A 25,631-nucleotide genomic window follows, 5' to 3' on the forward strand; every position below is an offset into this window, starting at 1 on the left:
TCTCCTTCCCTTTCATAAAATGTTCAACTGCAATTCAATAACAAATACATCACCCTCCAAGGAGGCATGAATTTGTGCCTTTTGCTTTTCCGCCAATATTTTTGCTATTGTAAGCCCCAGACCGGAACTCCGATTACTTCGTACAGTATCTCCGGTATAGAACCTGTTAAAAATCAATTGCATTTCTTCTTCCTTCATGCCCTTATGGTCATTACGAAAATAAATACTGCAGAGTCCGTCTTTACTAACTTGTTCAATTTCGAAAAAACTGCGGCTGTATTTTGTTGCATTCTGTATCAAATTTATTATTATTCTGCTTAACTGCAGCCGGTCGGCTACTGTAATACGTTCTACCTCCTCCAGTTTAACCGCTACCTGTATTCCTCTTTCTTCAAATTCCCGGTAAAAAGATAGTATTATCTCTTTTATAAGAGGCTGCAGCGGAACTGTTGTCAGTGTTACCGGATAATTCTCACCTTCCAGGCGGGAGAGTTCATAGAAGTTGTCTATTAGATTCTTTAATCCTCTTGCTCGCTTCCCTATTATCTCCAGATATTCTCTTTTCTCCTCTTCTCCCGTATCTTTATCCTGTATTAAATCCAGATAACCAATAATGGAAGTTAAAGGAGTTCGCAGGTCATGCGAAACATTCTCAATCTCTCTGCGAATCCCTTTTTCCCTTCTTAATAAAAGGATTCTTTCCTGCTGTCTGGATTGATAAATACGATTGATACGTACCAGAAGCTTCTCCAGACTACGGCTGGTAACAGGATTCTTTAACTCTCTGTTTTCTTCCGGCTGTTCTTCTATCTCATCCATCTGCTTAAAGACATCCCTGATTGCCTTTAGAAGTAATAAAAGGGATATGATTGATAGGATGCCAAATACACCCAATCCAATACCTATATAAAACATAATCCCCCTCCCTTCCTTTTTACCTACAGTTCCGTATAGGTAGTCAGCTCCACTCTCTTATTTTATTTCTCTTTTTTGAAATACACAATAACCTATGATAATAACTATTGCCGTTTGTATTATTCCGGATATCCAGTAACCGGACAATGTGTTTACACTTCCTTTAAATACAAAATCCAGCTTATCAAAATCAAACTGTGTATTTTTTATCATATTAAAAGGAAGAATATCCGCAAATCTTCGAATTGCTTCAAATTTCATGCCAAGAAGACTAGAGATAAGAGGAAGTACCACCAACAAACTTAAGATAGCCGTAATAGCAGCACCTGTACTTTCAAAAAGAAAGATAAAGCAATTCGTAGCACTGATGGAAAATAATAACAACGGCAGGCAGTACAGGACTGTTCTCAAAAACAATATCAGATTAGCCGGGCCGGAATCCTCCAGCAGCAAGTAGGCAGCCGTTATATGGATACTGCTAATTAACGTAAATGCAGCAACACCATAAATAATCTCTATTATCAACTTTCCAAAATAAATACTTTTCCTTGATATCCCATAGGATAAGCTGTTTTTCATGGTATGGTACCCATGCTCGTTACCAAATATCATAATACCAATCAGTACACAGAGTAAAAATATCGCCATAAAACTTGTATATAGATTAGCTATGGAGTAAAAAGTTGTGGCATAGGGGAATTTCTTATCCACATGCTTTAGGGCAGCTAAAACAATATTGGAACTTATCAGCAAAGCTGTACATATTCCTATAAATACATAGGAGTTCATTCTATGGAATATACGATAAATCTCACTTCTTAAATATAATTTCATTTTATTTACCTCCTAACAACTGCATAAAATAATCTTCCAGATTGATTTCTTTTAAATGAATTGAATTTAATCCTATCCCATTTTCTATGGCCAGCTGACTGATTACCTCTGGTTGATTAAGATATTCATAAATTTGCAGTGTATAATCCGAGGTAACTTTATATTCATGACAGCCTAACCTGGTCTCAAGAATGGCAGCCAGATGTTCTGCCTTATCCACCTTAACCTCCAGATATTTACTGCATTCTTCTTTTAACTCATCTCCCGATAACTGTTTGATTAACTTCCCCTGATCAATAAAGCCGTATTTGGTAACAAGGTTCGAAAGTTCCGCCAGAATATGACTTGATATCAAGATTGTAATTTTCTTTTCCTGATTAAGTTTCAGCAGAAGATTTCTGATTTCAACTATACCAAATGGGTCCAGTCCGTTTATAGGTTCATCCAAAAGCAGTATTTCCGGCTTATTCATCAAAGCCAGAGCAAGACCAAGCCTCTGCTTCATACCAAGTGAGAAGTCTTGAAACTTCTTACTTCCCGTGTCTGCCAGCCCAACTTCAGTTAACGCTTCCTGTACACACTGTTTTCCCGGTATGCCCCTTTGAATTCTGTAATACTCCAAATTTTGCCTGGCCGTCATATAAGAATAAAATCCGGGTTCTTCTATAATGGCTCCTACCCGTTTTCTTCCTTTTCTAAGGCCCTCCTCTGTATTTTCCCCGAACAAGGATATAGCTCCTTCCGTTTGAAAGGACTGTCCTGTCAGGATTCGCAGCAGGGTAGTTTTTCCTGCTCCATTCTTCCCTACTAGTCCGTAGATATCTCCACGCTTTAATATCAGATCCACTTTATCCAAAGCCTTTGTATTTTTATACTGCTTTGAAAGTTTTCTGACTTCTAAAATTCCTTCTTCCATATTTGGCTCCCATCTGCGTGCTTTACCACGCGTACAAAATCAGGGTATGAGAAAGATTTATCTTTTACTTCTTTTCCAATCCTTTTAATCACTTTCATCTCACTCTTTCCCTTGAATTATTATGGTATTAGTATAACAAGGAGGATTAAAGATGTACTTAACCAAACTTAAAGAAAGTATAAAGATGAACAAAACAGAAATCTCTATTTATCGATTTTGAAGCCGATTCCCCATACCGTTCTGATATAGCTTTCATCATCAAATTCTTTCACTTTTTTTCTGATATTACTGATATGTACATTAATGGTATTATCTTCCCCATAGTAGCCTGCGCTCCAGACCTCCTGATATAATTGCTCCTTGCTGTAAACCATATCCGGATGTTTCATAAGCAGGTATAATATATCAAATTCATAGGCGGTTAAAATCACCTGATTTCCTTTTACAAATACTTCCCTTGAAGAAGGCTTTAAAACCAGATTCTTTAATTGTAAATCCTTGCTCTCCATATTCTGCTTTGGTATAAGCCTGCTTCTTCGCAGGAGTGCTTCTACTCTCGCCATTACCTCTTCCCGTTCAAAGGGTTTGGTCATATAGTCGTCAGCACCGGACTTTAATACCCTTACCTTATCCTCCAATGCGCTTTTCGCTGATATTACAAGTATCGGCACTTCGGATTTCTCCCTTATAACCTTTATAAGTTCCTCACCGTTCATACCGGGTATCATCAAATCTAATATTATCAGGTCAAAGGCATCCATAGAAAGCAAAAGTTTCGCTTCCGTTCCGGAATAGGCCCCTGCCGTGGTATAATTTCCTTTAGTCAGATACCTTCTTATTAACAGGTTAATATCTTCATCATCTTCCACTACCAGTATTTTTATTTCCAAGATTGCACCCCCTTCTAAAAAAACTCTTTTGCCATATCGAAACAGCAAAAGAGTTCTCCCTTCTTAATCCTCATCCAGCTTCAGTACGCTCATAAAGGCACTCTGTGGTATTTCTACATTGCCTACCTGACGCATACGTTTCTTGCCTTCTTTTTGCTTCTCCAAAAGCTTTTTCTTACGGGTAATATCACCGCCATAACACTTGGCCAGTACATCTTTTCGCATGGCCTTTACCGTTTCTCTGGCGATTATCTTACTACCCACGGCGGCTTGAATCGGAATTTCAAATAATTGTCTTGGTATTTCTTCTTTCAGCTTTTCACACATTTTTCTTCCGCGTTCATAGGCAGATTCCCCATGTACAATGAAGGATAGGGCATCCACCTCTTCTTTATTAATAAGAATATCAAGCTTCACAAGCTCGGACTGTTCATAGCCCTTCATCTCATAATCGAAGGATGCATAACCTTTCGATCTGGATTTTAGTGCATCAAAGAAATCATAAATAATTTCATTTAAAGGCAGCTCGTATTTTAAGAGTGCCCTGGTAGTCTCCATGTATTCCATCCCTAAATAAACGCCTCTTCGCTCCTGACATAAAGTCATTATGGAACCTACAAATTCTGTCGTCACCATAATCTCCGCATTCACGATAGGCTCTTCCATAAATAAGATCTCAGAAGGGTCCGGAAGATTAGAAGGATTTGTAATCTCTAATATCTGTCCATCGGTTTTATGCACCTTATATACTACGCCTGGGGCGGTGGTTACAATATCCAGGTTATACTCTCTTTCCAGTCTTTCCTGGATAATCTCCAGGTGCAAGAGACCAAGAAAACCACAGCGGAAGCCAAAGCCTAAAGCTGCCGAGGTCTCCGGCTCAAACTGAAGGGCGGCATCATTTAACTGCAGCTTCTCTAAGGCATCTCTTAAATCAGGGTACTTAGCACCATCAGCCGGATACATGCCGCAATAAACCATGGAATTTACTTTTTTATAGCCGGGCAGGGCTTCACTACAGGGCCTGTCCTTGTCAGTAACAGTATCTCCGACTCTGGTATCCCGTACATTCTTTAAGCTGGCCGTAATATACCCAACCATGCCGGCGGTCAGTTCTTCACAAGGGATAAACTGTCCCGCTCCGAAAGTACCGATTTCAACTACATCCGCACTGGCTCCGGTAGCCATCATCTTAATGCTGGTGCCTTTCGTTACTCTTCCTTCCACGATACGGCAGAATATAATTACTCCTTTGTAAGAATCGTATTTTGAGTCAAAAATCAAAGCTTTTAAGGGAGCATTTACATCTCCCTTAGGAGAAGATATTTTCGTTACAATCTGCTCTAACACTTCTTCGATATTAATTCCCATCTTAGCGGAAATTAAAGGAGCATCCTCCGCTTCCAGACCGATTACATCTTCAATCTCTGCTTTTACTCTCTCAGGCTCTGCACTGGGTAAATCTATCTTATTAATAACCGGCATAATATCCAGGTTATGATCCAATGCCAGATAAACATTGGCAAGGGTCTGGGCTTCAATTCCCTGGGCAGCGTCTACTACCAGGATAGCGCCTTCACAGGCAGCCAGACTTCTTGATACTTCATAGTTAAAATCTACGTGTCCAGGAGTATCAATCAGATTAAAAATATATTCTTCACCATTTTTAGCTTTATAGACAGTTCTTACTGCCTGGGCTTTAATCGTAATTCCTCGTTCTCTTTCCAGTTCCATGTTATCCAGAACCTGTGCCTGCATTTCTCTGCTGGTCAATAGCCCTGTCTTTTCTATAATACGATCCGCAAGCGTTGATTTGCCGTGATCTATATGAGCAATGATACAAAAATTGCGAATATTGCTTTGATCAATCATTGATTACACCCGATGCATATCCCAGTTATACCTGGGATACTGCCCACATTGTGGCGCCCTTTCTTTCTCTAAATTTTCTTTCAATCCTGCTCCTCATGCAAAATGAGATAATCACGAGTATTATAGCATATCAGCAGGGCAGTGACAAGAAGATTGCATTCTCAGGCGTTGATTAATCGTATTAAATTATATCAATTTTTTCCTGATAATACCTCATTTAATATTTTAGCAAGGTATTTCATAGAGTTTTTCTCTTCTGATACTGTATTATTCGCAGTTCCAACTTCTGCCAGGAGAGATTTTTCACGAAGATGCAAGTTAAAACGGAAGCCTTTCAGATAATTCTTATACATAAATCCCGGAAAAAGTTCTCTTCCCTTTAATTGCATCTGCAGACTAAAAGCCAGATTCTTCTGCAGATTCGGATTATAGAGATAAGATATGTCCTCACCCTTTGAATTTCTGCTTAAACCATTAAAAAGCATAACATTGGCAACTTTCTCCCCATTTATGGTTACAACCCTCTTATTCCCTCCATCTCTGTGTAGGTCTATTACTACCTCTATAGTAGGATATTTTTTTAAAAGTTTATTCAACCCATCCGCTGCATAGTTATAAGCCAGGTTACGGTCTAAATACCCTCCCAGCATATCATACTTTGTCTTATCATGAATAACATTATAACCATAATCTTTTTCCAGTATATCAGTTAATACAGTGCCGACACCTACAACTGTGTCAGACTCAACTCCTTCTTTGCTGTCTGCAAAAGCCTCCTGGGAATGTGTATGGTATATTAAGATTTGCGGCTTGTCTGCTTTGGCTTTTATTGACATATCCATATTTAACATCTTTTTTGCATCAAACAATGAGTCCTTAACAGATGTTGTACCATCAATGATATAAAAATTGTTATACAGAAAGTGTATATTCTCCAACTGGTCTAAGGTATAATGTTCTCCGTTTGGAGATGTCACCGCTTGTTTATCGTAATCATCAACATTACTGGTTCCCTCATCTTCCATATAGAACTCACCGTTTATAATATCAATGGGAAGCATCTCATTGCTTATTCCTTGAGATTCCACTGGTACGGAAGCTTCCTCCGCTGTATCCTCTGTATTCGTTGCACTGGCACTGGCTCTTTGAGCCCCTTGTTTAATAAGGTTTAAGTACTCTTGCGGCCCCATAAGTGTACTGTCCTTTGAGGTGTAGAGCATTGGATTATTTTCTATGTACTGCCTGCCTTCCGTTGTGTCCGCTCTTGCTATGTATTCATTGATTGGGAAGTTATGTATGATTCCGCTAAAGGCATATCCGCTGTCTTTTCCATTGGTATCTTCTATGTAATGTAACAATGGGCTATGGGATTCCAGAACGTAATTTGAAACAACCGTTATGAATTTTTCTTTCAGAGACACACTTGATTTTGCCAGGCTGTTATTGCCGAGTACGTTAATTCCTTTAATTAGTACTGTAAAACTCAGTATCAGTATTATGGTCCATAGTGTCATAAAGAAAAATCTTTCAACCTTATAGCGATATCTTCTCATAGCATACTCCTCTTATAGTTTTAAACATCGTAAAGTATTACCTTATTTATCATATGCTTCAAAATAATATCTGATAACATTTCTGGTGGTATTTTAAGAAATTTTTAAGACATGCTATCCGGTATTTGAAAATTCCGGCTCAAAAAAAGCAGTTTGTCTTCTCATAATAACACCTGTTTGATAGCATACAGTGAAAATTAGAAGTCAAACTGCAAAATTTGAACTCAAAATTATATTAGTTTTATACAAAGCTTTGATTTAATGCCTCTGAAACGGTATAACTGATTTGTTTAATCGCTTCATCTATATTCTTCGGTGTCACAAACATATTACGGATGCTATGCTCTCCCACCTCATTGATAAATTGATTTGTCTCCTGCTCCGAAAAGTCCTGTCCTTGCATATAATGTTCCATGGTATCCCTTACAATAGTGGCAGCATCTACGACTGTTGGTATCCCCAAAGCGATTACATCAATTCCCAGGCTTTTCTTATTTAGTTCCTTGCGGTTATTTCCCACTCCCGAGCCCGGGCTGATACCCGTATCCGTTATCTGTATGGTCTTATTTACCCTGTCAACACTTCTTGCTGCCAATGCATCAATAACAACAACTAATTTAGGATTTGTTTCTTTAATAATTCCTTTTAAGATCTCACTGGTCTCCATTCCGGTCTGGGCCATAACACCGGGAGCAATGGCACTGATATTGCCCATTTTATTTCGTTCCAGGAATTCTTCTCCGTACTCTTCCTTTAGATGTCTTGTGACAAGAAGATTGTCCACTACCTGAGGACCAAGAGCATCCGGTGTTACTTCTCTGTTCCCAAGACCTGCTACTAGAATTTCTTTACCTTTTACATCTCCTGCTAATTGTCTGATATACTTGGCAACCTCCTTTGTAATCGGTTCCTGAAAACTCTCATCCTTCTCATCCAGTTTTGCCGATTCTATCGTAATATAGGTTCCTATAGGCTTTCCCATTGCCTTTGCGCCTCTGTCATCTTTAATGGTAACTGTCGTAACTTTTATGTCTCTTTTCTTATTGTATTCTTCTTTTAATAAAACTCCTTGTATCTGGGTATCATTCTCCGGAAAGGTTTCTCTGATCTCCAACGCCAAATCAGTCCTTGGCATACTCAAATTTCCCATAGGATTCATTTCCTCCTTTTATGTTCTTTCTAGTAACATTTCTATTTATTTTTTACTTATTTTTTTAAATTTATGTATTGACATAGAATAGTCTTTATACTACTATATAATAGTATGTTTACATTAGAACGTCCGTGTCCGGATTTAATGAAAACAAAGAATCAAAATATTATTAATATAAGTTGTGGAGGTGTACGATTTGGCTAACATTAAATCTGCTAAAAAACGTATTTTAGTTAATGAAACAAAGGCATTAAGAAATAAAGCTATTAAGTCTAAAGTTAAGACTACTATAAAGAAAGTAGATGCTGCCGTGGCTGCCGGTGACAAAGACCTTGCTAAGACAAGCTTACTTGCTGCAATTTCTGAGATCAATAAAGCAACATCCAAAGGCGTTTATCACAAGAATACTGCTTCAAGAAAAGTTTCCCGTTTAAGTAAAGCTGTTAATACTCTTGCTTAGGAACGAACGGATCTGAACTTAACCCATTCAGATTTATAATAGAACAAAACAAAAGGAGCTTATCCATAAGCTCCTTTTGTTTTGCTATTTTTATGCATTTACCTTGAAAACAGACACTGCTTTGTTAAGGCTTTCTGCAATCATTGCCTGGTTCTGTGCCATCCTGGACATTTCATCAATTGATCTGGAAGTTGTCTCCATTCGTTTTAGGATTTCCTCAGAGCTTTGTGCTGTACCTTCCATATTACTGGCAATACTTTGCACCACACTGCTTATTTCTTCCGTAGAAGCATTCAATTCCTCAGACATGGAAGCGGTATCCTGGGAAAGTCCATTTACATAAATTGCATCGTTCTCATAACTTTCTCCGGTTTGTATCAATAAGTCGTAATCTTCACGTACTCTATTATCAACGAAATGCAGCACATCCCTTGAATTTTCCGCTAAGTCATTTACAGAGCTTATTACCTTATTAACAAGTTCCGCAATGTCCTTTACATAATTAGAAGACTGTTCTGCCAGACTTCTAATTTCATCAGCAACTACTGCAAAGCCTCTGCCATGCTCCCCTGCTCTAGCGGCTTCAATCGCTGCATTAAGGGAGAGGAGATTTGTCTGTTCTGCAATGGAAGCGATTGAACTAGCAATAATAGAGATTTCCTCCACTACTTTTGATCTCTCAATAGACTGCTGTATCTTCTCTTCTTTTTCATCATAGAGTGAATCAGCTAATTCTTTTGATTTTAATCCATTTTCTTTAATGCTAACCGCACGGTTCTTAATCTCGATAGAATGCATATTCCCATCAGAAGAACTGGTTGCTAACTGGGTAACGCCTGAATTAACCTGGTCTATGGTAGCTGTTAACTCTTCTGTTGCTGAATTCACATCTAAAATTCCATTTACGATATTTTCAGTATTTTCATTAATAGAGGTAAATGTAGTTGATACTTCTTCAATGGCCGCTGAAAGTTCCTGGCTGGAGGCTGCCACTTCCATCGTTCTCTCCATAATATTCGAAACGGTATCTCTCATTCTTTCCTGTGCTATTCCCATAGACTGAAGGAGTTTTCCAAATTCATCATTGCTTTTAAAATGAACTTTATAAGTCAAATCACCGTTTTCCAGGGCTTTCGCAAACTGCAGGCCCTTTTTTAAGTTCCTGGTTATGTATAGGGATATAATGAGACCAAGACCTATAGCCACTATGCCGCCTACAACTGTTATCATAATGGTGCTAAAGGATACTTTTGCAACACTGGACTTATTCTCTTTGTTTTTGTTTTCAGCTACCTTTTGATTGCTTCCGACTAATTTATCCAGCTGGTCCTGCATGGTAACCCGGCTTGCTTCAAAGTCTTCCAGCAATCCCTTTGCCATAGCATTATTTCCCTGAGAAACAAACTTTATGATTTCATCTCTGGACGTAGAATATTTGGTAAGCTCGTTTTTATAAGCCTCCCAGGCTTTCTTGTTATCAGCTTTTAACAGGTTCTGCTCATATCCTGCCATTAGAAGCTTGTTCTTAGTATTCAAATTGTTTATTAATGGCACAACTTTATTTGTTGTCGAAAAATCCTGGGCGTATACTGCTTCTAACAGATAAGCTTTCACCTGTATATTATTTTCCTTAATCTGATGGAGCATATCAATGCTTTTCAGATTATAACTATACATATCTTCACCGTTTTTTGAAACACTATATACACTGCTGGATGCAATAATTCCTGTGGAAATTACAAACACCAGGATTATAAGAAAGCTAGCAGTCAGCTTTACTCGTATAGAAACACTCTTTAACAGCTTCATAGACATATTTTTATATATAGAAACCCTTACTATATATTTTCCTCCTACGTTAGTATTATCTCTTCTGTCAATATTACTTCATTCGACATACAATATCAAGTTTAAATAATATGAATTTATCTGTCAATATAGAAATTACTTTATTTTATTTCGCAATATTAGTCATCATAAAACTTAATATAATATCGTAAACAAAGAAGTTGCTTTTCTTTTTAAGGTTCCTATAAGCAAAGAAAAAAATTATTAAATTTTAAAAAATTGTATTGCATTAAATTAATTTATGTGGCATAATGTAATCACGATAAACAATATCAATTATCATTATCAAATATAAATAAATCAAATAAAGGAGTGACCTAATATGTTTAAACAAATAGAACTAAAATATGATTTTAATGCACTGGAACCCCATATCGACGAGCTTACGATGGTGACCCATTATACGAAGCACCATGCTGCTTATACCAATAATTTAAATGCAGCTTTAGAGAAATTACCGGAGTTTTCTTCAAAATCTATCGAAGAAATCTTTACCTCTCTTGATGACATTACTGACGATGCTCAAAGAAATGCTATCAAGAATAATGGCGGCGGCTTCTATAACCATAACCTTTATTTCTCAACACTTTCTCCTAATGGTGGAGGCGAACCGGAAGGTGAGCTGGCAGAACAGATCAAGAAAGATTTCGGAAGCTTTGAGGCATTAAAGGATAAACTTTCTCAGGCAGCGGCTGCAAGATTTGGTTCCGGCTGGGCTTGGCTATCCGCTAAGAAAGACGGAAGCTTACAGGTAAGTTCAAGTCCCAATCAGGACAATCCAATAATGGAATCAAAGGGGGAATGGGTTCCTATCCTTGGTATTGACGTATGGGAACATGCCTATTACCTGAAGTACAAGAATCTAAGAGTGGATTATGTAAAAGCATTTTTTGAGGCAGTGGACTGGAAGGAAGTTGCTGCTAATTATAAGAATCGTTAATCCATAATCCGTCCTAATTTCATAGACCATGTAATAATAGAGAAAGTACCATAAAGTCTTATATACCTTACAGGACTTTATGGTACTTTCTCTTTATTTTTTTCAGCTCTGCAGCCCATTGCTTTCCTAAAACTACAGTAAGAGGTATTACCTGCCAAACAGCTCTTTTTGAAAAAGAGAGACCTCAAGATTCTCCATTACACCTCTTTGGCGATGTCGGTGTAAAACAATAACTGAGATTATGATACAACCTGCCGCTACTGCCCTGCTATCATTTAACAATAGGGAGGAAATACCAAAGCAGATAAAAGTAACAATGCTTTTACAGGCATCCGGACTTATCCTGAGGATGCAGGAAAATATCAGATAGAATAATATCAGAAGGCAAAGTGGTGTGATTATAGGATACAAGCCCATAAGTACCCCAAAGGATACGGCTATCGCCTTTCCTCCTCGCCCATGCCGGTAAAGCGGGTAGGCATGCCCAAGCACCGGAGCTGCCATCACTACAGCAAAAATATTATTATTAATGTCCAGAAACTGAGCCCCTAGATATATGGGCAGAAACCCTTTTAGAAGCTCCAGGATAAGTACTTCAATACCAACTCTCTTATTCCCGTATTTAAAGACGTTATGAGTCCCGGGATTTTTATCCTCGCTCATTTGAGTTATATCTACATGATAAAATATTTTGGGTAAAAAATAAGCAAATAGGATACTTCCGCAGCAATAACCTGCGGCTATGAAAAACAGATATCTCATATAAGCCCTCCAAGTGATGTGCTTTGCAGGCTGCCGGCTTCCTGCTGGGTTATCGAATCTAAGGCAGAAATACTTCCGGGAGTTTCTATCATCTGCTTTAGTAATTCACTGATATCCGCTGCCGCCCCTGGTTTAGCATATTCTCTCTGGGCAGCAAGCATCTCATTTCGCAGTACCTGGTCACTTACAAGTTTTTTCCCAAATTCAATCTGTTCTGATATCTTCTTTGGCGCAAATGATATCCTTCTTGGTAAAAAGAACTTCAGATTATCAATCTCACAGCCTGGTATAGGTGCTGTGTGAATCATAGGTCTGTTTTTTATCATAACTTCAGTAGAGGAAAGCCCACCGGGTTTGGTGTATACCACATCACAGGCATCCATATATAAGGAAACCTTTCTGGTAAAACCAATAATATGTACTTTCATATTTTCTTTAAAATCTTTCTTTAAGGTACGTTTTAATAATTCATTGGTACCGCAGATAACCATAATATGTTCACCATTCTTACAGCTTTTTGCCAATTGCCTGGTAAATCTTCTTATCTTACCAAAACCCATACTGCCTCCCATAATCAGATACATCTGCTTATCCTCCGGAAGCTTTAAGAGTTTTTTGGCTTTCTTTTTGTCAATAGAGTGGAAAAACTCTGTTCTGACCGGAATACCAAGAGGATATAATTTATCCTTTGGAATACCTTTTGATATAAAATTCTCCGTAAGGTCTTCATGGGGTATAACAAAAGCATCACATAGGGTTTCTTCCCAAAAGGGACTCCAGGTATAATCTGTCTGTATCGATACTACCTTTTGCTTTAGCATACCTTTTCTCTTCATATAAGTCAGGGTCTCCCCCGCATACAAATGAGTAGCTACAATAACATCAAAAGCTGCATTTTCTTCTAAGTAATGCTGCAAGTACTTTGCCATACTTGTATTGGAATAATAAACGGGAGATTTTCTGTTAGGAGAAGATAATGCCGCTCCAGCTCTGTAAAAAAGATGGAATACATATGGCACATACTTCGTAGAAACGATATAAGACCTGCTTATTCTTCTGGCATGCTTCTCTCCTGCCAACTTCATAAATTCAAGCACTACAGCATAATGTCCTTGTTCTGTCAGATATTCTTCCATTGCCTTCGCTGCTGAGTTGTGCCCTTCGCCTGTATTACAGGTTAATATCAATACTCTCATAGAAACACCTCAATTTTTCTGGAGCTCTGTAATTATCAGTCAGACTTATTATGAAGTTATTGTATCAAAGTTTACATAAAAAAGGAAGTATATGATTGGAAAATATTCTCTTTACAAATACATTCCAGAATGTTACAATAAATATGTTTGCTGTAATTCTTTTCCTCTCATGATAAGGAGGATTACGAATGTCACGCACCTTAAAAGTCTCAATTTCTTTTTTACTATGCTTTACTCTTATATTTCTTCCGGCAACGAAGCTTCGTGCCGACACCTTTGATACCATCCCTTTTGTCATACTTTCTAATTACAGTGAAACCCTTAATATCGGTGGTGAACTTCAGCTATATGCCGTCACTTCCAGCGGTAAATTTCCTACCTTTAAGAGCAGTAACTCCAAAGTTGCTTCTGTTAATACCTACGGATACATAACTGCTAAAAGTGCAGGAACCGCCACTATAACTGCTAAAATAAACAAAGCGGAAGCTTCCTGCAAGATAACGGTACGAAAGACCATCATTAATATCCAATCTGCAAAAACCTCGATTGAAGCAGGCGAAACACTGCTCCTTTCTTCTAAAACCTCAAACGGCTCAACGGTTGTCTGGAAAAGCAGTCTTAAAAGTATAGCCACCATTGATGAATCCGGGCTGGTCACAGGTATCAAGCCCGGAAAGACTGTTATTACGGCAGCTTCTGACAAAAGTACCGATACTATAACTATCACTGTAAAATCCCCCGCTATCTCCTTAAACCACACAAGTATTTCTCTTTACCGCGGACAGACTTTTCAGCTTGCTGCTAAAGTTTCTTCCGGTCTTCCCCCTGCCTGGAAAACCAATAAGAAAAGTGTTGCTGTTGTAGATGAAAACGGAAATATCACTGCTATAAAACATGGTACCGCAATTATATCTGCTACTGTAAGCGGTGTTGCTAAAACCTGTACCATTACAGTAAAGCAGCCGGATATCACTTTAGACTCCTATGACGTTACCCTCAAGAAAGGTGAAACTAAAAAAGTTACAGCCACCGTATCTTCCGGCAATACTCCTATCTGGTCCTCCAGTAACCCGAACATTGCTGTCATTGATAGCACCGGTAATATCACCGGTGTACAGAAAGGTAAAGCTTATATATATGCAGCAGAGGATGGTGTTAAAATTCGCTGCACGATTCATGTAACCGAATAACAAAGTTTTTGTAAACAGAGGTAGGATTACGGCAAACAAAAAGCGGGCCTTCACCTGGCCCGCCTTATCTTAATTATTTAGATGTAATGAATCCATTTGTTCTAATAATTCCATAAATTTCTCACTGCTTCCACCTGCATCAGGATGATATTCCTTGGCAAGCTCCCGAAAACGCTTCTTAATCGCTCTTGCATCGGCATCATAGGATAATCCCATTTTCTCAAGGACATCCGGATTATACAGGCTGCTGTCAAACAGACCGGTTTCTTGAAATATCTTATAGTAAACAGCATAATAATACTGGCTTATCACATTCTTTAAGCTATCTCTGTCCATACCAGCTAATTCTTTCATTGTAAACTTAGCTCTGCGGCAATTATCCTGGAGGCAGAAAAATTCATCCCAGACCAAAGCCTTCGGAACAGCCCTTTGGAGTTCCCAGCCTTTATAAGAAGTACTTCCTTTATAGGATGTATTTCCTTCATACTGATGAAATCTCAGTTTTAATTCCATCTTTTTAAGATTTCGTATCTTACGTTTTATATCCCCTTCGCTACAATAACAATCAGACACCTTTATCCTTCTTTCTTTAAGACTAAACAATATGAATCAGCCAAAAGATTTCATTTTATATTAAGGGTTATTATAGCATATAAAATCTTATTTTGAAAGAGCAGTCAAGATAATACCTTAAGATTATTCCTGAAAGAACTGAATTACTCTGTCAGTTAACCCCGGTAAGTATTCATGCCCATAATCCGGATAGATAATCTGTTCTTTTTCGGAGGTTATTTTATTATAAGCAGCAAATTGGGTAGAAGGCGGGCAAACGGTATCCATTAATCCGGTTACAAATAATACTTTTCCCTTGATTCTTTCTACCAGGTTCTGTATGTCAATATATCCAAGCTTCGTAAATACTTCCTCTTCTCTTTGATGAATGGGATCAAACATTCTAAAATATTGCTTTAATTCCTCATATGCTTCCTTTGCCAAGTCCATCTCCCATACTCTTTTGTAATCACTTAAGAATGGATAGGTCGGTGCGAGTCTACTGATTCTTGGCTCCAGAGATGCACAGGCAAGAGTCAGCGCTCCTCCCTGGGAGCCTCCCATAGCATAAACCTTCCGGATGTCAACCTCCGGCATATTAAGCGCAATATCCGCCAGTTCCGCTGTGTCCAGAAAAATATGCCTGAACAACAGGTTATCAGGCACATCATCAAGGCCTCTGATAATATGTCCATGTAAAGTATTTCCCTTTACTCCGCCAGTATCCTGGGAATAACCTCCCTGTCCGCGGCAATCCATTGCGAAGACAGAATAACCCTGAGCCGCAAATACAAGTTTATCACTCCAGTCACCTCCCTTACCGCCGTAACCATGAAACATCAATACAGCCGGATGTTTCTCTTGAACGCTCTTGGGACGTACATATTTCACGTGGATTCTTGCATCTCTGACACCGGTAAAGTATAAGTCAAAACACTCTGCATAGGGTACCTGAAAACTTGCAGGAACCAATTCCACCTTAGGATCTACGGCTTTCATTTCTAAAAGAGCTCTCTCCCAATACTCTGTGAAATCTTTCGGACGTGGATTAATTCCCTGATATCTTTTAAGTTCTTCTAACGGCATGTCTATCATTGGCATAGCAAACTCCTCACTTTCTTATGAATATATTGTTTCTGTATGCTATTATTTTATAAAATTTTTTGTAAAATTACAAAGCATAATACTATTAGAATTATGGTATATCCACTACAAACAGCAGAAATATCTACAAGCTGCTTCGTCTCTTTACCGTCATACAGACTAATGATACATAAAAGGTTATACCATCTGCCTTGATCTTAATGATAAAAATACCCTCAGAGTCAAACAATGATTTTATTTTCAATGTCTGTTCTGAGGGTATTATATTTTATCGGATTGATCTTTTATTGTTAGAATGTTTCTTAACTGAAACGAACTATGATATTTATTACATTTTCATAATTAATAAATCCGGATTAATCATACCAAATATCATGGCTACATGTGCAACTACAAGGAATATACCAACAAATACGGCATGAAGCTTAAGCTTGCCTGTTTCGTCTCTTCTCTTTCCGATTAAGCCTGTCTCAAGTAAGAACATACCCATAAAAGGAACAACGCCTAACAGATAGAAACCAACTGCAATCACATCCGCAGGTCCTCTCCAACCACCGGATACGGTAAGAGGTACCACAGCATTTATAAAGAGATAAATAAAAATTCCAAGAAAATAAATACCTGCAAAAATACCGGTAGCTTTGCTTACTTTCTTCGCTGTCCCAGTCATGTTTCTTGTAAACAGAATAATCATTTCCGTGATTGCAAGAGTTTCTGCGCAAATAACGGGAACTGCCATAAAAATCAGCAAATGCCATGGCTGTGCAGTTGAAAGTAATTCCATGTAATGTGTCATAGAATTCATATAATATAGATCCTCCCAAATGGTTTATTTGTAAATCAACAAGATGATAATACAAAATCGATGTGGAGATTTTATGGAGGCAACACAAATATTATATTTTACTGTTCTGGCTTACCTTTACCGGTTGCAGCAGTCCATTTTTAAATTCAATCTTATCTATGCTTAACTCCCGGTGAAAGCCTTTTCCTTCCGTATACTTACTTAATGGTGTCCCAAAGCGGTGATATACAATATAATATTTCTCTTCTTCCGGTTCTTTAAAAATACAGTGGTGACCGGTTCCCAGAATATCCAGTTCTGTATTTTTCATAAGCACCGGATACTGATACTGAATCGGGCCATACAGAGACTCTGATATGCCATAGTTTACATGATAATCTTCGCTGCCGGTATCATCGCAGGACCAGGTAAAATGATAGATTCCGTTCTTTTTAAGAACTGTAATTGCTTCTCTGAAATCATCCGCACCCTCAAGCTTTTTCATTGTCTCAGGAAGTATATGAGTTAAATCTTTGCTTAACTTAACAATAGCTGCACTTCCGTTACCAAAAAGCAGATAAACCTCTCCGTCCTCCTCATAAATAGATGGGTCGATAGTTTGACTCATTTCAATTCCGCTTGCTTTTAGAATCTCAGGGGTTATAAGTGGGGTTGGTTCCGCTCTAAAACTGCCCACAGGAGAATCACTGACAGCAACTCCGATACAGGAAACACCGTCCGTTCTTTTTGCACAGAAATAATAATAAAAGCTTCCTTCCCTTTCATAAATTGCCGGTGCCCAAGCACAGCCTGTCCCCCAAGGTACCTGTTCTGTAGCAACATCCAGAATAATACCTTCGTCCTTCCAGTCTCTGAGGTCATCAGAAGAAAAAGCATGAAACTGGGTACCGCTCCAATTGGTATAACCATCGGTAGTCGGGTACAAATAATACTTATTTTTATACTTAATAACATCCGGGTCTGCAAATAAACCGGGAACCAAAGGCTTTAAGACATTATTCCCCCAGTAGTTCAGGACATTGTTATATTCTTCCTCTTTTAATACCAATATGGAACCATGCCGTTTCTGATTCTTCCCCATATCATATTGTTCAGTGTCTGCCCTTTGAAAGACTCCTTCTTTTAAATCCTTACAAATCAATGGCAGATATCCAAGCCCTTCAGCAAATTGATCTACCATCAGGCACCAGGTACCATTTTCTTTCAATGGAAAAGCTATTGGGCCTTCAACTCCCATAATTGAGTTCAAAGACTCTGATACAATTTCCTGGAACTCTCCTTGTAAATGCTTTCCAAAGTCCATTCGAATATTTTTAGTCGTTTCATCCTTGGAAAAGCGGTAAAAGATTCCCTCTTCCTCTATGATAGTGGTATCTATGATATCATGACTGCGTTCAATATACTTCTGAGGCTTTGTAAACTCTACAAAATCCTTTGTATAGGAGCAGTAAATCCTATGTTTTCTTTCTTCACCTGATTCCTTCACTTTGGATGCCCAGATTACCAGGTAAGCCTTCTCCTCCGTGTCATAAATTGCTTCCGGTGCCCATACACAGCCAGCTCCCGGTATATCCACCTGAAAGTTCCAGGGTTGCGACCAGTGAATCAAATCCTTTGACTGCCAGATAAGCATATTCATACTTCCCTGTTCTTGTGCTATAGTCCAGCCCTTTTCATTCGCAATCCGAAGGTCAGTCCCTAGAATATAAAAATACCCATCCAGCTGGGAACGCAATATAAAAGGATCCCGGACACCCTTTTCACCGATACAGGATTGTACCACCATCTTACCATCATTTAAATCCTGCCAGTGTAACCCATCACGGCTGACAGAAAAATAAATCTGCTCTCCCTCTGAAGATTCTCCGGTAAAATGTACGAATAAATATCTTTTTTCTTCCTGCATAAAATATTCCTCCACTTATATGAATGTTATTTTGATTTCAATTATATAAATACGAGCATCCAAAGGCACTTTTCAATACATCTGCATATATAAATACAGGACTTATGGTGCTATATCGTATAATCTGTATAATTTAATAAAGCAATTACTTTATGTAAAATACCATACCTCCATAACCGTCTTTTACCGGTACTTCCCATTGTATCAGCCAGATTCTCTGTTCTTTTCCTTCATGGTCTGTGTGTATTCTAGGCAGGAAATGTATCTCTTCCAAATATTCCTCGAACTGAACTCTTATAGAAGCTTTTCTTCCACGAATAAGAATCTCATTCTTATTGATAACCGGCTCATAACGGGTTACCAGATTCTCGGTAGCAGTAAGCTTATTTTTATTCCCCCAAAACCGGTCTTCAATTCTTGTCACACCGCTTGAAGGCACAAAATGAATCATACGTATCAGTGAATCCAGAGAATCATCACCATATGCCTTGCCATAACTAATTAAGATATTTCCTTCTCCATCTCCTTTAAAATTATCGCAGGTATATTGTTTTCCAGCCTTTTGAAATCTATTATTCACAATAGGAACATTATGTCCCAGAGAACTGTTGCAAAGAATCTCATATCGTCCTTCACCAAAATATTCTTTTGTATATTCTCCGGCTCCAAGGTCCTCTAAAAGCATCTCCCCCTCTTTCATATACAGGAAGCTGCCCACATCATTGTGATTGTGCGGTTCACCGTTATTCCCGCCTTTGGCTGCCAGCACAGCCCCGGAAGCACTTTGAAAAACAGCCCATTGGGCATCGGGCAATATCTCAAAGGGTTTTCTTGCTGCTTGCACCTGCAACGGTTCCACCATATACTTTTTTGTCCAGCTATAGTCTCTGTATGCCCCCATCCATCTGGCGCAAGGATCTTCCAGGACCCCTGCTGCAAGAGCAAGGTCAGGAACTTCCACTTCCTTAAAATGAGAAGCCAGATAGCAGGTTAACCCTATACGAAACTTCTCTCTGCTGCTGCCATCCGAGAAGCTTAGAGTAATTCCTCCTGTGAAATAGCATTTCTGCTGAAAAACTGCAATCTCGGCGCAATTTTTTGCAGCTAAAAGATTAATTTTCCCATGTGTATATTCAAATAACTGCTCTGCAAAGCCGGTAAAGTAAGTCATACCATAGGTGTAATATCCCAAGCCTTCCATACAGGTACCATCTGCCGGAAAACCTTTCATATACCATTTCAATGCCTTCACAATTCTATCCAGACATGTGTTTAATTTATCCTCATTGTCATTCATAAGATAAATGGCAGCACTTCCGATGGAACCGGCACATACAGCACACCAATTATTGGTGCCTCTCTCCCAGTCTGCATATGGACTCTCTGACTGATAAAAGGGCTCCAAGACTCTTCTATATACCTGCTCCCTGACTAGGTTTTGAATTTCTTTCGATAATTCTGAGTTTAACAGACTGATTATTTCTGATAAGGATTGGGCAGTCTCACTTGCAAATAAATCTATGGTTATCTCCCAATCATTATTCTCTCTATTTACATGGGCAGGCAAAGCCCAACAGACTTCATTGCAAATACCCTGTATTACTTCTTCCAGCATCAGGATATCCTCTTTCCTGTGCCATAATACTGAAGCCATCCCAAATACCAGCAGGTACTTTCTGCGCAGAAAATATTTTTCCTCATATTGAAGTCTATTTCCAGTTCTCTCAAACAACGAGAATAATGTTTCTGTCAATACAGGCATTGGTTCCCTGCGAAGCCTAGTTACCTCGGCTCTAATGTCTTGTTCATATTGATACAATAGTTTCTGTAATTGTTCTCTCATATTCATTCCGGTTCCCACAGGTATTCTTTATAATTCCCTTCTTTCAAAAGGATCAAGCTCATTCAAGATATCCTTCATATTATAAAAAAACGGCGGACCACACACAATTGCGTAGTCCTACCGTTTCTTAAACAAAGTTACCTGTTCCGACCGCATTCTTTCGAATTATCGGCTGTAATTACAACTGCAGATTTCCTTCAATTCCTTCAAACGCAACAACTCTATTACTGCCATCTTTGAGGGAAATGGTAACCGGCCCATAACCGCCGCAATTTTCCTTATCGGTATATTGGATGGAAGCAATGGGGAAAAGCTCTTCTTCCGTAAAATCCTCCAGGCTTTCTTTTGTAATAACTTGTGAAATTATAATATAAGGTTCATAGCCGTATTGCTTCTTCCTAGTAAGCTTTCCATATACAATAATGGACTTAGCTGAATCCGGGTTGGTTCCTTCACTGTGCAGAAGGTTAATCTCATCCCATCCATCATACAACGTCATAGCAAGCTGTTTCTCTCTTCCCGTAAAATCATGTCCCTTTAAGATAATTGCTTTCCCATTATCTCTTTCCAGATGTATTATTTCTGTTCCATTGTCCGGAAAACCATAAGCACCCAATGTCAATTCTATAGGTCTTCTGTGAAGCTTTAGCTTATCCACACGGATTATACCATTGGGCACAGTAAAATCAGCAAGATTTACCGCCTGTATCCAGGTACTTTCTTTGGATAATTCATAATGAAAGAATTGTCTTCGGTATAATACCTCCTCTTTCTTCCCATGCCAGAAGGTAACATTACCTTTTAGATATTCACCGGAGGTCAGATCCTTCAGCACATACTGCTGTGCTTCCACCTCTTTCGATGGGGCTGATTCCCATGGATATTTTGAGTTAAAGCATAGTTTAGAATAATTCCACATCCCATGCTCATCTCCGATATTCTTTACTACCTTACCTGTTCGCAGTATCGTCTCTCCGTTGGAACCATGGTTGGTAAAGCATAGTGCAGGCCCATTAAGAGTTGTCTCTTTCACTTCTTTCTCCTTAAGGTTGTCCCAGGTACCGTTATTCTCCCTTGCACTCCAAAAGGGATGTTCTGCTTCCAGATGCAGGCAGAGGAAGGCCTTTCCCAGCCAGAAAGGAGATTCTGCACAGGAATATCCCTGAACCAAAGGTGTGAACTGTCCGTAAAATCCTAAAGTAGGAATCCCTTCATATAGGAAGTCCTCTCTTGTCAAAAATTGCAGCAGCGAACCGGAGGCGATACGCCTTGCCAGACCGGGGTCGGCTTTAGAATTCTTTAACAGCATATTGCCATCGAAGGCACTGGTTGCTGCATTACGGTAGATATTACTTCTTCCCCACATGTTTGTAAAGCCGTCACGATCAAAGAAATCCCCATAGGTTTCCATTAATTTATTAGAGTTTTCCTCGAATTTCTGCGCAAGATAAGGCTCCTTTTCATAGCCGTACCAAAGATTCCAGATTGGTGAATAGACATTAAATGCCCAGCAGGAGTAGTAATCAAAGGAATGACCATCCCGGTACCAGCCATCTCCCGCATAGTAATTTAAGATTGCCTGAGCATGGTCTCTCATTATATCCTCATCTATAGGATATCCTTCTTTGTGCAGGAATGCCAGGTCCAGCATATTAAACAGACGCCAGTTCTGGGGAACTGTATTGGCATGAGCATAGCCGGTGAGAAAAGCTGCGATAGTATCCTTTTCTTCCTTCGTGTATGTGTCCCATATTTCTGATTTGCAATTCCACAGGCACACCACTAAGGCACAGGTTTCTACGGTCTGCTGAAATGCTCTGAAGGGATCTCCATTTCCTACCGTTTTCATTTGTTCCTCATAGCTTCCCACAGAATTTATATCACCTGAGGTACAGGCTCGTAACACATGTTCCTTATAATAATCTTTGAGCCTGTAATTACAGATGGCAGTCTCCGGATTATTACGTATTAATGGAGCTGCCAGAAAGAAGGATCTTGCCAATCCCTCAAAGATCTCTGCCTTTCTCTCTACTTCCCTTTGGCCTTCTGCAGCATCCATATGCGGATAGGTGACTTTCGTTTCCTTTCTAGGTACAATGACAGGATCATGAATAGATTTGATGTTTTGGAAAATACCTGTTAGAAGATACTCTCCCGCCTCTATCCAGCTCTCTCTGGTAAGTCCAGTGTAGGGACTTAATGTATAATCCAATGTTTTGGGTCGAAATATCATTTCCTTGATTCTCCCTTACTTATTTAGCAGACGGACGTTTTCTGTCCAAAAGGTTCCACTATTATGTTTATTGTATAGTTTTCCTGTCTGATTATAAATAACCTATTGTGTTTTTTACTAACCATTTCTGCTATTAAGGCCCAGAACAAAATGTTAAAATAAAAGCTCTGCAAGGTATGGCAAATCATCCATCATCCTCGGCAGAGCTTTTATTTATTACAGTTTTTATTTAACTATATAAACTCATCCTAAACCTGTTAAATCTTTCTCCTTGTCTAATCATAATGCAAGTTATTGTAAATCAAACTCAAAGATTCGGGCTGTAAATTGTTTCGGCATTAGGACTGATAAAGTCTTATGGCTGTCATTCCAGCTATAGCTGCATTCGTTAAAACTTGGATACGCACACTTTACAGTACAGTTTCTGCCTCCGGTATAGTTAATTGGCAGAACACATTCCTCTTCGCTGCTGTTTCTTCTCCAGACGGCAACATAGAGTTTATCCTTTGTCCTAAGTCCGAGGCTGACCCAGGTATCAGAAAATTTGGACAACCCCAAAGGCCAGAAGGGCAAGGCTTCTTTGATGTCAGCCCTCATAGTCTTATAATATTCCAAGGCTTCTCTTACAAGTGCCTTTCCTTCTTCGTTTATATTTCCCAGATGACCGCTTTGGTGGATTCGAAGCAGCATGGCATTAACCATATTAAATACAGTCGCTTCTCTGTCTCCGTCTGTCATAGGGTATGACCAAATAGCGGACTGTTCCGGAGTGAGACCTGTAGGTGAATTCGCTGCAATCGTAGCATAGCGCCTATAGTCGTCCTGATCACTGGTAGATTGTATGGAGTACCTGGAAAGCATAGCATAATCTATACGAAGACCTCCACTGGAGCAGTTTTCGATTATTAGATCAGGATATCTTGTAAATATCGAATCCAGCCAAGCTAAATAGGCTCTTTCATGACCCAGAAGGCCATCTCCTATGCTATCTGTATAAAGTTCTGTACCAATACCCGGCTCAATATTATAATCCATTTTAATATAGCCAATGCCATATTCCCTTATCAGCCTGTCCATTACACCATTTACATAATCGATAACCTGAGGGTTTCTAAAATCCAGTTGATATCTGGAACGGTCAAAGACTTTTTTACCATGACGTACAAAAAACCAGTCTTCTGAGACCCTTGGCACTACCGGACAATGTATGCCCATAACTTCTAGCTCCAGCCATACACCCGGAATCATTCCTTTGCTTCTGATATATTCAGTAACTTCTCTTAACCCCTTTGGAAAGCGTTCCTTCGATTCTATCCACTCACCTACATTATCCCACCAGGGACCTGCACAGTACCAGCCGGCATCGATGCAGAAATACTCGCAGCCGGCTGCACAGGCTGCATCTATTAAGGGAAATTCCTTCTCCGCCGTAGGATTTCCCCAAAGACAGTTCATATAATCATTAAAGATAATTGCAAGACTTTCATTATCCTTATTAGGTCTTCTTATTATTCTTCGGTATTTCGTCAACTCTCCCATTGCGGCATCAAAGTTTTCATGGTTTACACCAACTCCAACCGGTACAGAGAGAAAACTCTCTCCCGGTTTCAGATTCTTAAACCAGTGAGACTCTGTTTCAGTGGGTCCGCTAAGAGCCAGGTATAAATGTGCTGACTGGTCTGAGATTTCCCAGTGCCAGGAACCATTATGCTCAATCTGCCAAAAGAGATTGGAACCGGTCTCTATATTCTCTAAAAATGCCATGGGCAGATATTCTTTGGTTGACCAGTTACCGGTATTGGTTATCCCCACCGCTTTGGATGAACGCTGTTCTACAACCGGCTGTGATTGTCCGATGCCAAGCTGTTCCAAAGTGTAGGTCTGCCAATCCATCTCTCTCTGCCAGGAGTTATGAGGAATCTTTAATGACATCTTTTTATCTCTCGGAAGAATTCCTTCCTTTTCAATTCCGGTGTAATTGAAGGAGGAAATATAGGTCAGTGTTTGTACTTCACTCCCATTATTTAATACCTCACTCCAAGACCTGACTACTGAAATTCCGTCAAAAAATTGGATATGGCTTGTTACGGTTATCCCGGTCTCTTCGTCAAAGGTTATAAATTCTAATTTTCTTCCCAGGGAATTATGATAATCTTTATGGTTCTTGTATTTCATGCGATATCCAGGAGCTGTTACGATATACTTTGTACCATGGCGTTCTAATGGTCTGTCAAGCCCGGCGATATCCACTTCAACCAGATTGAAGCTCCCTTCCAGACTTCTTGCCTTAATTTCTTCCCGGTGAAAAGGAAGTGCCGAGAAATGAAGCAGTTTTAACTGATTTTCCTCTGTAATTTCAAGGACCATGTGAATATTATTTTCATTAATTGTAATTAAGTTCATAGGGTTAATCTCCTTGGTAGGTCATTTTTTCTGCTTAGAATATATTTTAGTTCCTGTACAATAATTCTTTTTTCCATTACCGTTCCAAAAGCCATTGCTTTATCTATACATCACAAATTTAGAAATCATTATGACTTTTTGGTAATTTTAATAAATCTTAATATAGTGTATAATAAGTGGGACACCAATAGGGAAGACATAATGTATAAGATAATTCCCACGGAACATATTCTGACCTTTTTATTGTATGATGCTT

The 25,631-nt window shown here is 39.0% G+C and carries 20 protein-coding genes; 3 read left to right on the plus strand and 17 right to left on the minus strand.

Annotated elements, in window-relative coordinates; translation table 11 throughout:
- Positions 1–12: 12 nt before the first annotated feature.
- The 7 genes from bsdcttw_RS15530 to gpr all read right to left on the minus strand — a co-directional run bounded on the left by bsdcttw_RS15530 (position 13) and on the right by gpr (position 8,130).
- Positions 13–915, minus strand: coding sequence for a sensor histidine kinase (locus tag bsdcttw_RS15530; protein WP_185255757.1), 903 nt, complete (start codon positions 913–915; stop codon positions 13–15).
- Positions 916–972: 57 nt separating this feature from the next.
- Positions 973–1,749: an ABC transporter permease subunit gene (locus bsdcttw_RS15535; protein WP_185255758.1), complete on the minus strand. Its 777-nt coding sequence runs from the start codon at positions 1,747–1,749 to the stop codon at positions 973–975.
- Position 1,750: 1 nt separating this feature from the next.
- Positions 1,751–2,665 (minus strand): ABC transporter ATP-binding protein, encoded by a 915-nt coding sequence (locus bsdcttw_RS15540; protein WP_185255759.1) that lies wholly within the window; start codon positions 2,663–2,665, stop codon positions 1,751–1,753.
- Between the two features lie 203 nt (positions 2,666–2,868).
- Positions 2,869–3,555, minus strand: coding sequence for a response regulator transcription factor (locus bsdcttw_RS15545; RefSeq protein ID WP_185255760.1), 687 nt, complete (start codon positions 3,553–3,555; stop codon positions 2,869–2,871).
- A 63-nt stretch (positions 3,556–3,618) separates the two neighbouring features.
- A complete protein-coding gene (gene lepA, locus bsdcttw_RS15550; protein ID WP_185255761.1) occupies positions 3,619–5,427 on the minus strand; it encodes a translation elongation factor 4 in 1,809 nt (602 codons plus the stop codon).
- Between the two features lie 191 nt (positions 5,428–5,618).
- Positions 5,619–6,980 carry a stage II sporulation protein P gene (gene spoIIP, locus bsdcttw_RS15555; protein WP_185255762.1) on the minus strand — a complete coding sequence of 454 codons (1,362 nt, stop codon included), beginning with the start codon at positions 6,978–6,980 and terminating at the stop codon, positions 5,619–5,621.
- Positions 6,981–7,221: 241 nt separating this feature from the next.
- Complete coding sequence (gpr, locus tag bsdcttw_RS15560; protein ID WP_185255763.1) at positions 7,222–8,130, minus strand: GPR endopeptidase; 909 nt, start codon at positions 8,128–8,130, stop codon at positions 7,222–7,224.
- Positions 8,131–8,329: 199 nt separating this feature from the next.
- Here gpr and rpsT point away from each other — a divergent pair, with 199 nt between their 5' ends.
- A complete protein-coding gene (rpsT, locus tag bsdcttw_RS15565; RefSeq protein WP_185255764.1) occupies positions 8,330–8,593 on the plus strand; it encodes a 30S ribosomal protein S20 in 264 nt (87 codons plus the stop codon).
- Between the two features lie 90 nt (positions 8,594–8,683).
- Here rpsT and bsdcttw_RS15570 read toward each other — a convergent pair whose 3' ends face one another.
- Positions 8,684–10,402: a methyl-accepting chemotaxis protein gene (locus tag bsdcttw_RS15570; RefSeq protein ID WP_185255765.1), complete on the minus strand. Its 1,719-nt coding sequence runs from the start codon at positions 10,400–10,402 to the stop codon at positions 8,684–8,686.
- Between the two features lie 361 nt (positions 10,403–10,763).
- Between bsdcttw_RS15570 and bsdcttw_RS15575 the strand changes: the two genes are divergently transcribed.
- Positions 10,764–11,381 carry a superoxide dismutase gene (locus bsdcttw_RS15575; protein WP_185255766.1) on the plus strand — a complete coding sequence of 206 codons (618 nt, stop codon included), beginning with the start codon at positions 10,764–10,766 and terminating at the stop codon, positions 11,379–11,381.
- A 147-nt stretch (positions 11,382–11,528) separates the two neighbouring features.
- Here bsdcttw_RS15575 and bsdcttw_RS15580 read toward each other — a convergent pair whose 3' ends face one another.
- Positions 11,529–12,143, minus strand: a complete 615-nt coding sequence (locus bsdcttw_RS15580; RefSeq protein WP_185255767.1) for a glycerol-3-phosphate acyltransferase — start codon at positions 12,141–12,143, stop codon at positions 11,529–11,531.
- Entirely contained in the window at positions 12,140–13,339 is a 1,200-nt protein-coding gene (locus tag bsdcttw_RS15585) for an MGDG synthase family glycosyltransferase (protein ID WP_185255768.1), read from the minus strand. The genes bsdcttw_RS15580 and bsdcttw_RS15585 overlap by 4 nt, the downstream gene beginning before the upstream one ends.
- 188 nt (positions 13,340–13,527) lie before the next feature.
- Here bsdcttw_RS15585 and bsdcttw_RS15590 point away from each other — a divergent pair, with 188 nt between their 5' ends.
- Entirely contained in the window at positions 13,528–14,529 is a 1,002-nt protein-coding gene (locus bsdcttw_RS15590) for an Ig-like domain-containing protein (protein ID WP_185255769.1), read from the plus strand.
- Positions 14,530–14,598: 69 nt separating this feature from the next.
- On the opposite strand, the gene bsdcttw_RS15595 is transcribed toward bsdcttw_RS15590, so the two are convergent.
- From bsdcttw_RS15595 to bsdcttw_RS15625, 7 genes are all read right to left on the minus strand, one after another.
- Positions 14,599–15,102: a DnaJ domain-containing protein gene (locus bsdcttw_RS15595; protein WP_225903676.1), complete on the minus strand. Its 504-nt coding sequence runs from the start codon at positions 15,100–15,102 to the stop codon at positions 14,599–14,601.
- Between the two features lie 123 nt (positions 15,103–15,225).
- Complete coding sequence (locus bsdcttw_RS15600) at positions 15,226–16,182, minus strand: alpha/beta fold hydrolase (protein WP_185255771.1); 957 nt, start codon at positions 16,180–16,182, stop codon at positions 15,226–15,228.
- Between the two features lie 331 nt (positions 16,183–16,513).
- On the minus strand, positions 16,514–16,990 hold the full coding sequence (locus tag bsdcttw_RS15605; RefSeq protein ID WP_185255772.1) for a DUF6803 family protein: 477 nt from the start codon (positions 16,988–16,990) through the stop codon (positions 16,514–16,516).
- Positions 16,991–17,081: 91 nt separating this feature from the next.
- Positions 17,082–18,896, minus strand: a complete 1,815-nt coding sequence (locus bsdcttw_RS25075; protein WP_185255773.1) for a family 43 glycosylhydrolase — start codon at positions 18,894–18,896, stop codon at positions 17,082–17,084.
- Positions 18,897–19,041: 145 nt separating this feature from the next.
- Complete coding sequence (locus bsdcttw_RS15615; protein ID WP_207726418.1) at positions 19,042–20,739, minus strand: heparinase II/III family protein; 1,698 nt, start codon at positions 20,737–20,739, stop codon at positions 19,042–19,044.
- A 178-nt stretch (positions 20,740–20,917) separates the two neighbouring features.
- Positions 20,918–22,972, minus strand: coding sequence for a DUF2264 domain-containing protein (locus tag bsdcttw_RS15620; protein ID WP_185255775.1), 2,055 nt, complete (start codon positions 22,970–22,972; stop codon positions 20,918–20,920).
- Positions 22,973–23,263: 291 nt separating this feature from the next.
- On the minus strand, positions 23,264–25,375 hold the full coding sequence (locus bsdcttw_RS15625; RefSeq protein ID WP_185255776.1) for a glycoside hydrolase family 36 protein: 2,112 nt from the start codon (positions 25,373–25,375) through the stop codon (positions 23,264–23,266).
- Positions 25,376–25,631 lie beyond the last annotated feature (256 nt).

The sequence above is a fragment of the Anaerocolumna chitinilytica genome (genome assembly GCF_014218355.1).
Classification (GTDB): Bacteria; Bacillota; Clostridia; order Lachnospirales; family Lachnospiraceae; genus Anaerocolumna; species Anaerocolumna chitinilytica.

Coding starts and splice junctions, on each gene's coding strand:
- bsdcttw_RS15530 (WP_185255757.1), bottom strand. CDS start 915: ATGTTTTATATAGGTATTGGATTGGGTGTATTTGGCATCCTATCAATC.
- bsdcttw_RS15535 (WP_185255758.1), bottom strand. CDS start 1,749: ATGAAATTATATTTAAGAAGTGAGATTTATCGTATATTCCATAGAATG.
- bsdcttw_RS15540 (WP_185255759.1), bottom strand. CDS start 2,665: ATGGAAGAAGGAATTTTAGAAGTCAGAAAACTTTCAAAGCAGTATAAA.
- lepA (WP_185255761.1), bottom strand. CDS start 5,427: ATGATTGATCAAAGCAATATTCGCAATTTTTGTATCATTGCTCATATA.
- spoIIP (WP_185255762.1), bottom strand. CDS start 6,980: ATGAGAAGATATCGCTATAAGGTTGAAAGATTTTTCTTTATGACACTA.
- gpr (WP_185255763.1), bottom strand. CDS start 8,130: ATGGGAAATTTGAGTATGCCAAGGACTGATTTGGCGTTGGAGATCAGA.
- bsdcttw_RS15570 (WP_185255765.1), bottom strand. CDS start 10,402: ATGAAGCTGTTAAAGAGTGTTTCTATACGAGTAAAGCTGACTGCTAGC.
- bsdcttw_RS15575 (WP_185255766.1), top strand. CDS start 10,764: ATGTTTAAACAAATAGAACTAAAATATGATTTTAATGCACTGGAACCC.
- bsdcttw_RS15580 (WP_185255767.1), bottom strand. CDS start 12,143: ATGAGATATCTGTTTTTCATAGCCGCAGGTTATTGCTGCGGAAGTATC.
- bsdcttw_RS15585 (WP_185255768.1), bottom strand. CDS start 13,339: ATGAGAGTATTGATATTAACCTGTAATACAGGCGAAGGGCACAACTCA.
- bsdcttw_RS15590 (WP_185255769.1), top strand. CDS start 13,528: ATGTCACGCACCTTAAAAGTCTCAATTTCTTTTTTACTATGCTTTACT.
- bsdcttw_RS15600 (WP_185255771.1), bottom strand. CDS start 16,182: ATGCCAATGATAGACATGCCGTTAGAAGAACTTAAAAGATATCAGGGA.
- bsdcttw_RS15605 (WP_185255772.1), bottom strand. CDS start 16,990: ATGAATTCTATGACACATTACATGGAATTACTTTCAACTGCACAGCCA.
- bsdcttw_RS25075 (WP_185255773.1), bottom strand. CDS start 18,896: ATGCAGGAAGAAAAAAGATATTTATTCGTACATTTTACCGGAGAATCT.
- bsdcttw_RS15615 (WP_207726418.1), bottom strand. CDS start 20,739: ATGAGAGAACAATTACAGAAACTATTGTATCAATATGAACAAGACATT.
- bsdcttw_RS15620 (WP_185255775.1), bottom strand. CDS start 22,972: ATGATATTTCGACCCAAAACATTGGATTATACATTAAGTCCCTACACT.
- bsdcttw_RS15625 (WP_185255776.1), bottom strand. CDS start 25,375: ATGAACTTAATTACAATTAATGAAAATAATATTCACATGGTCCTTGAA.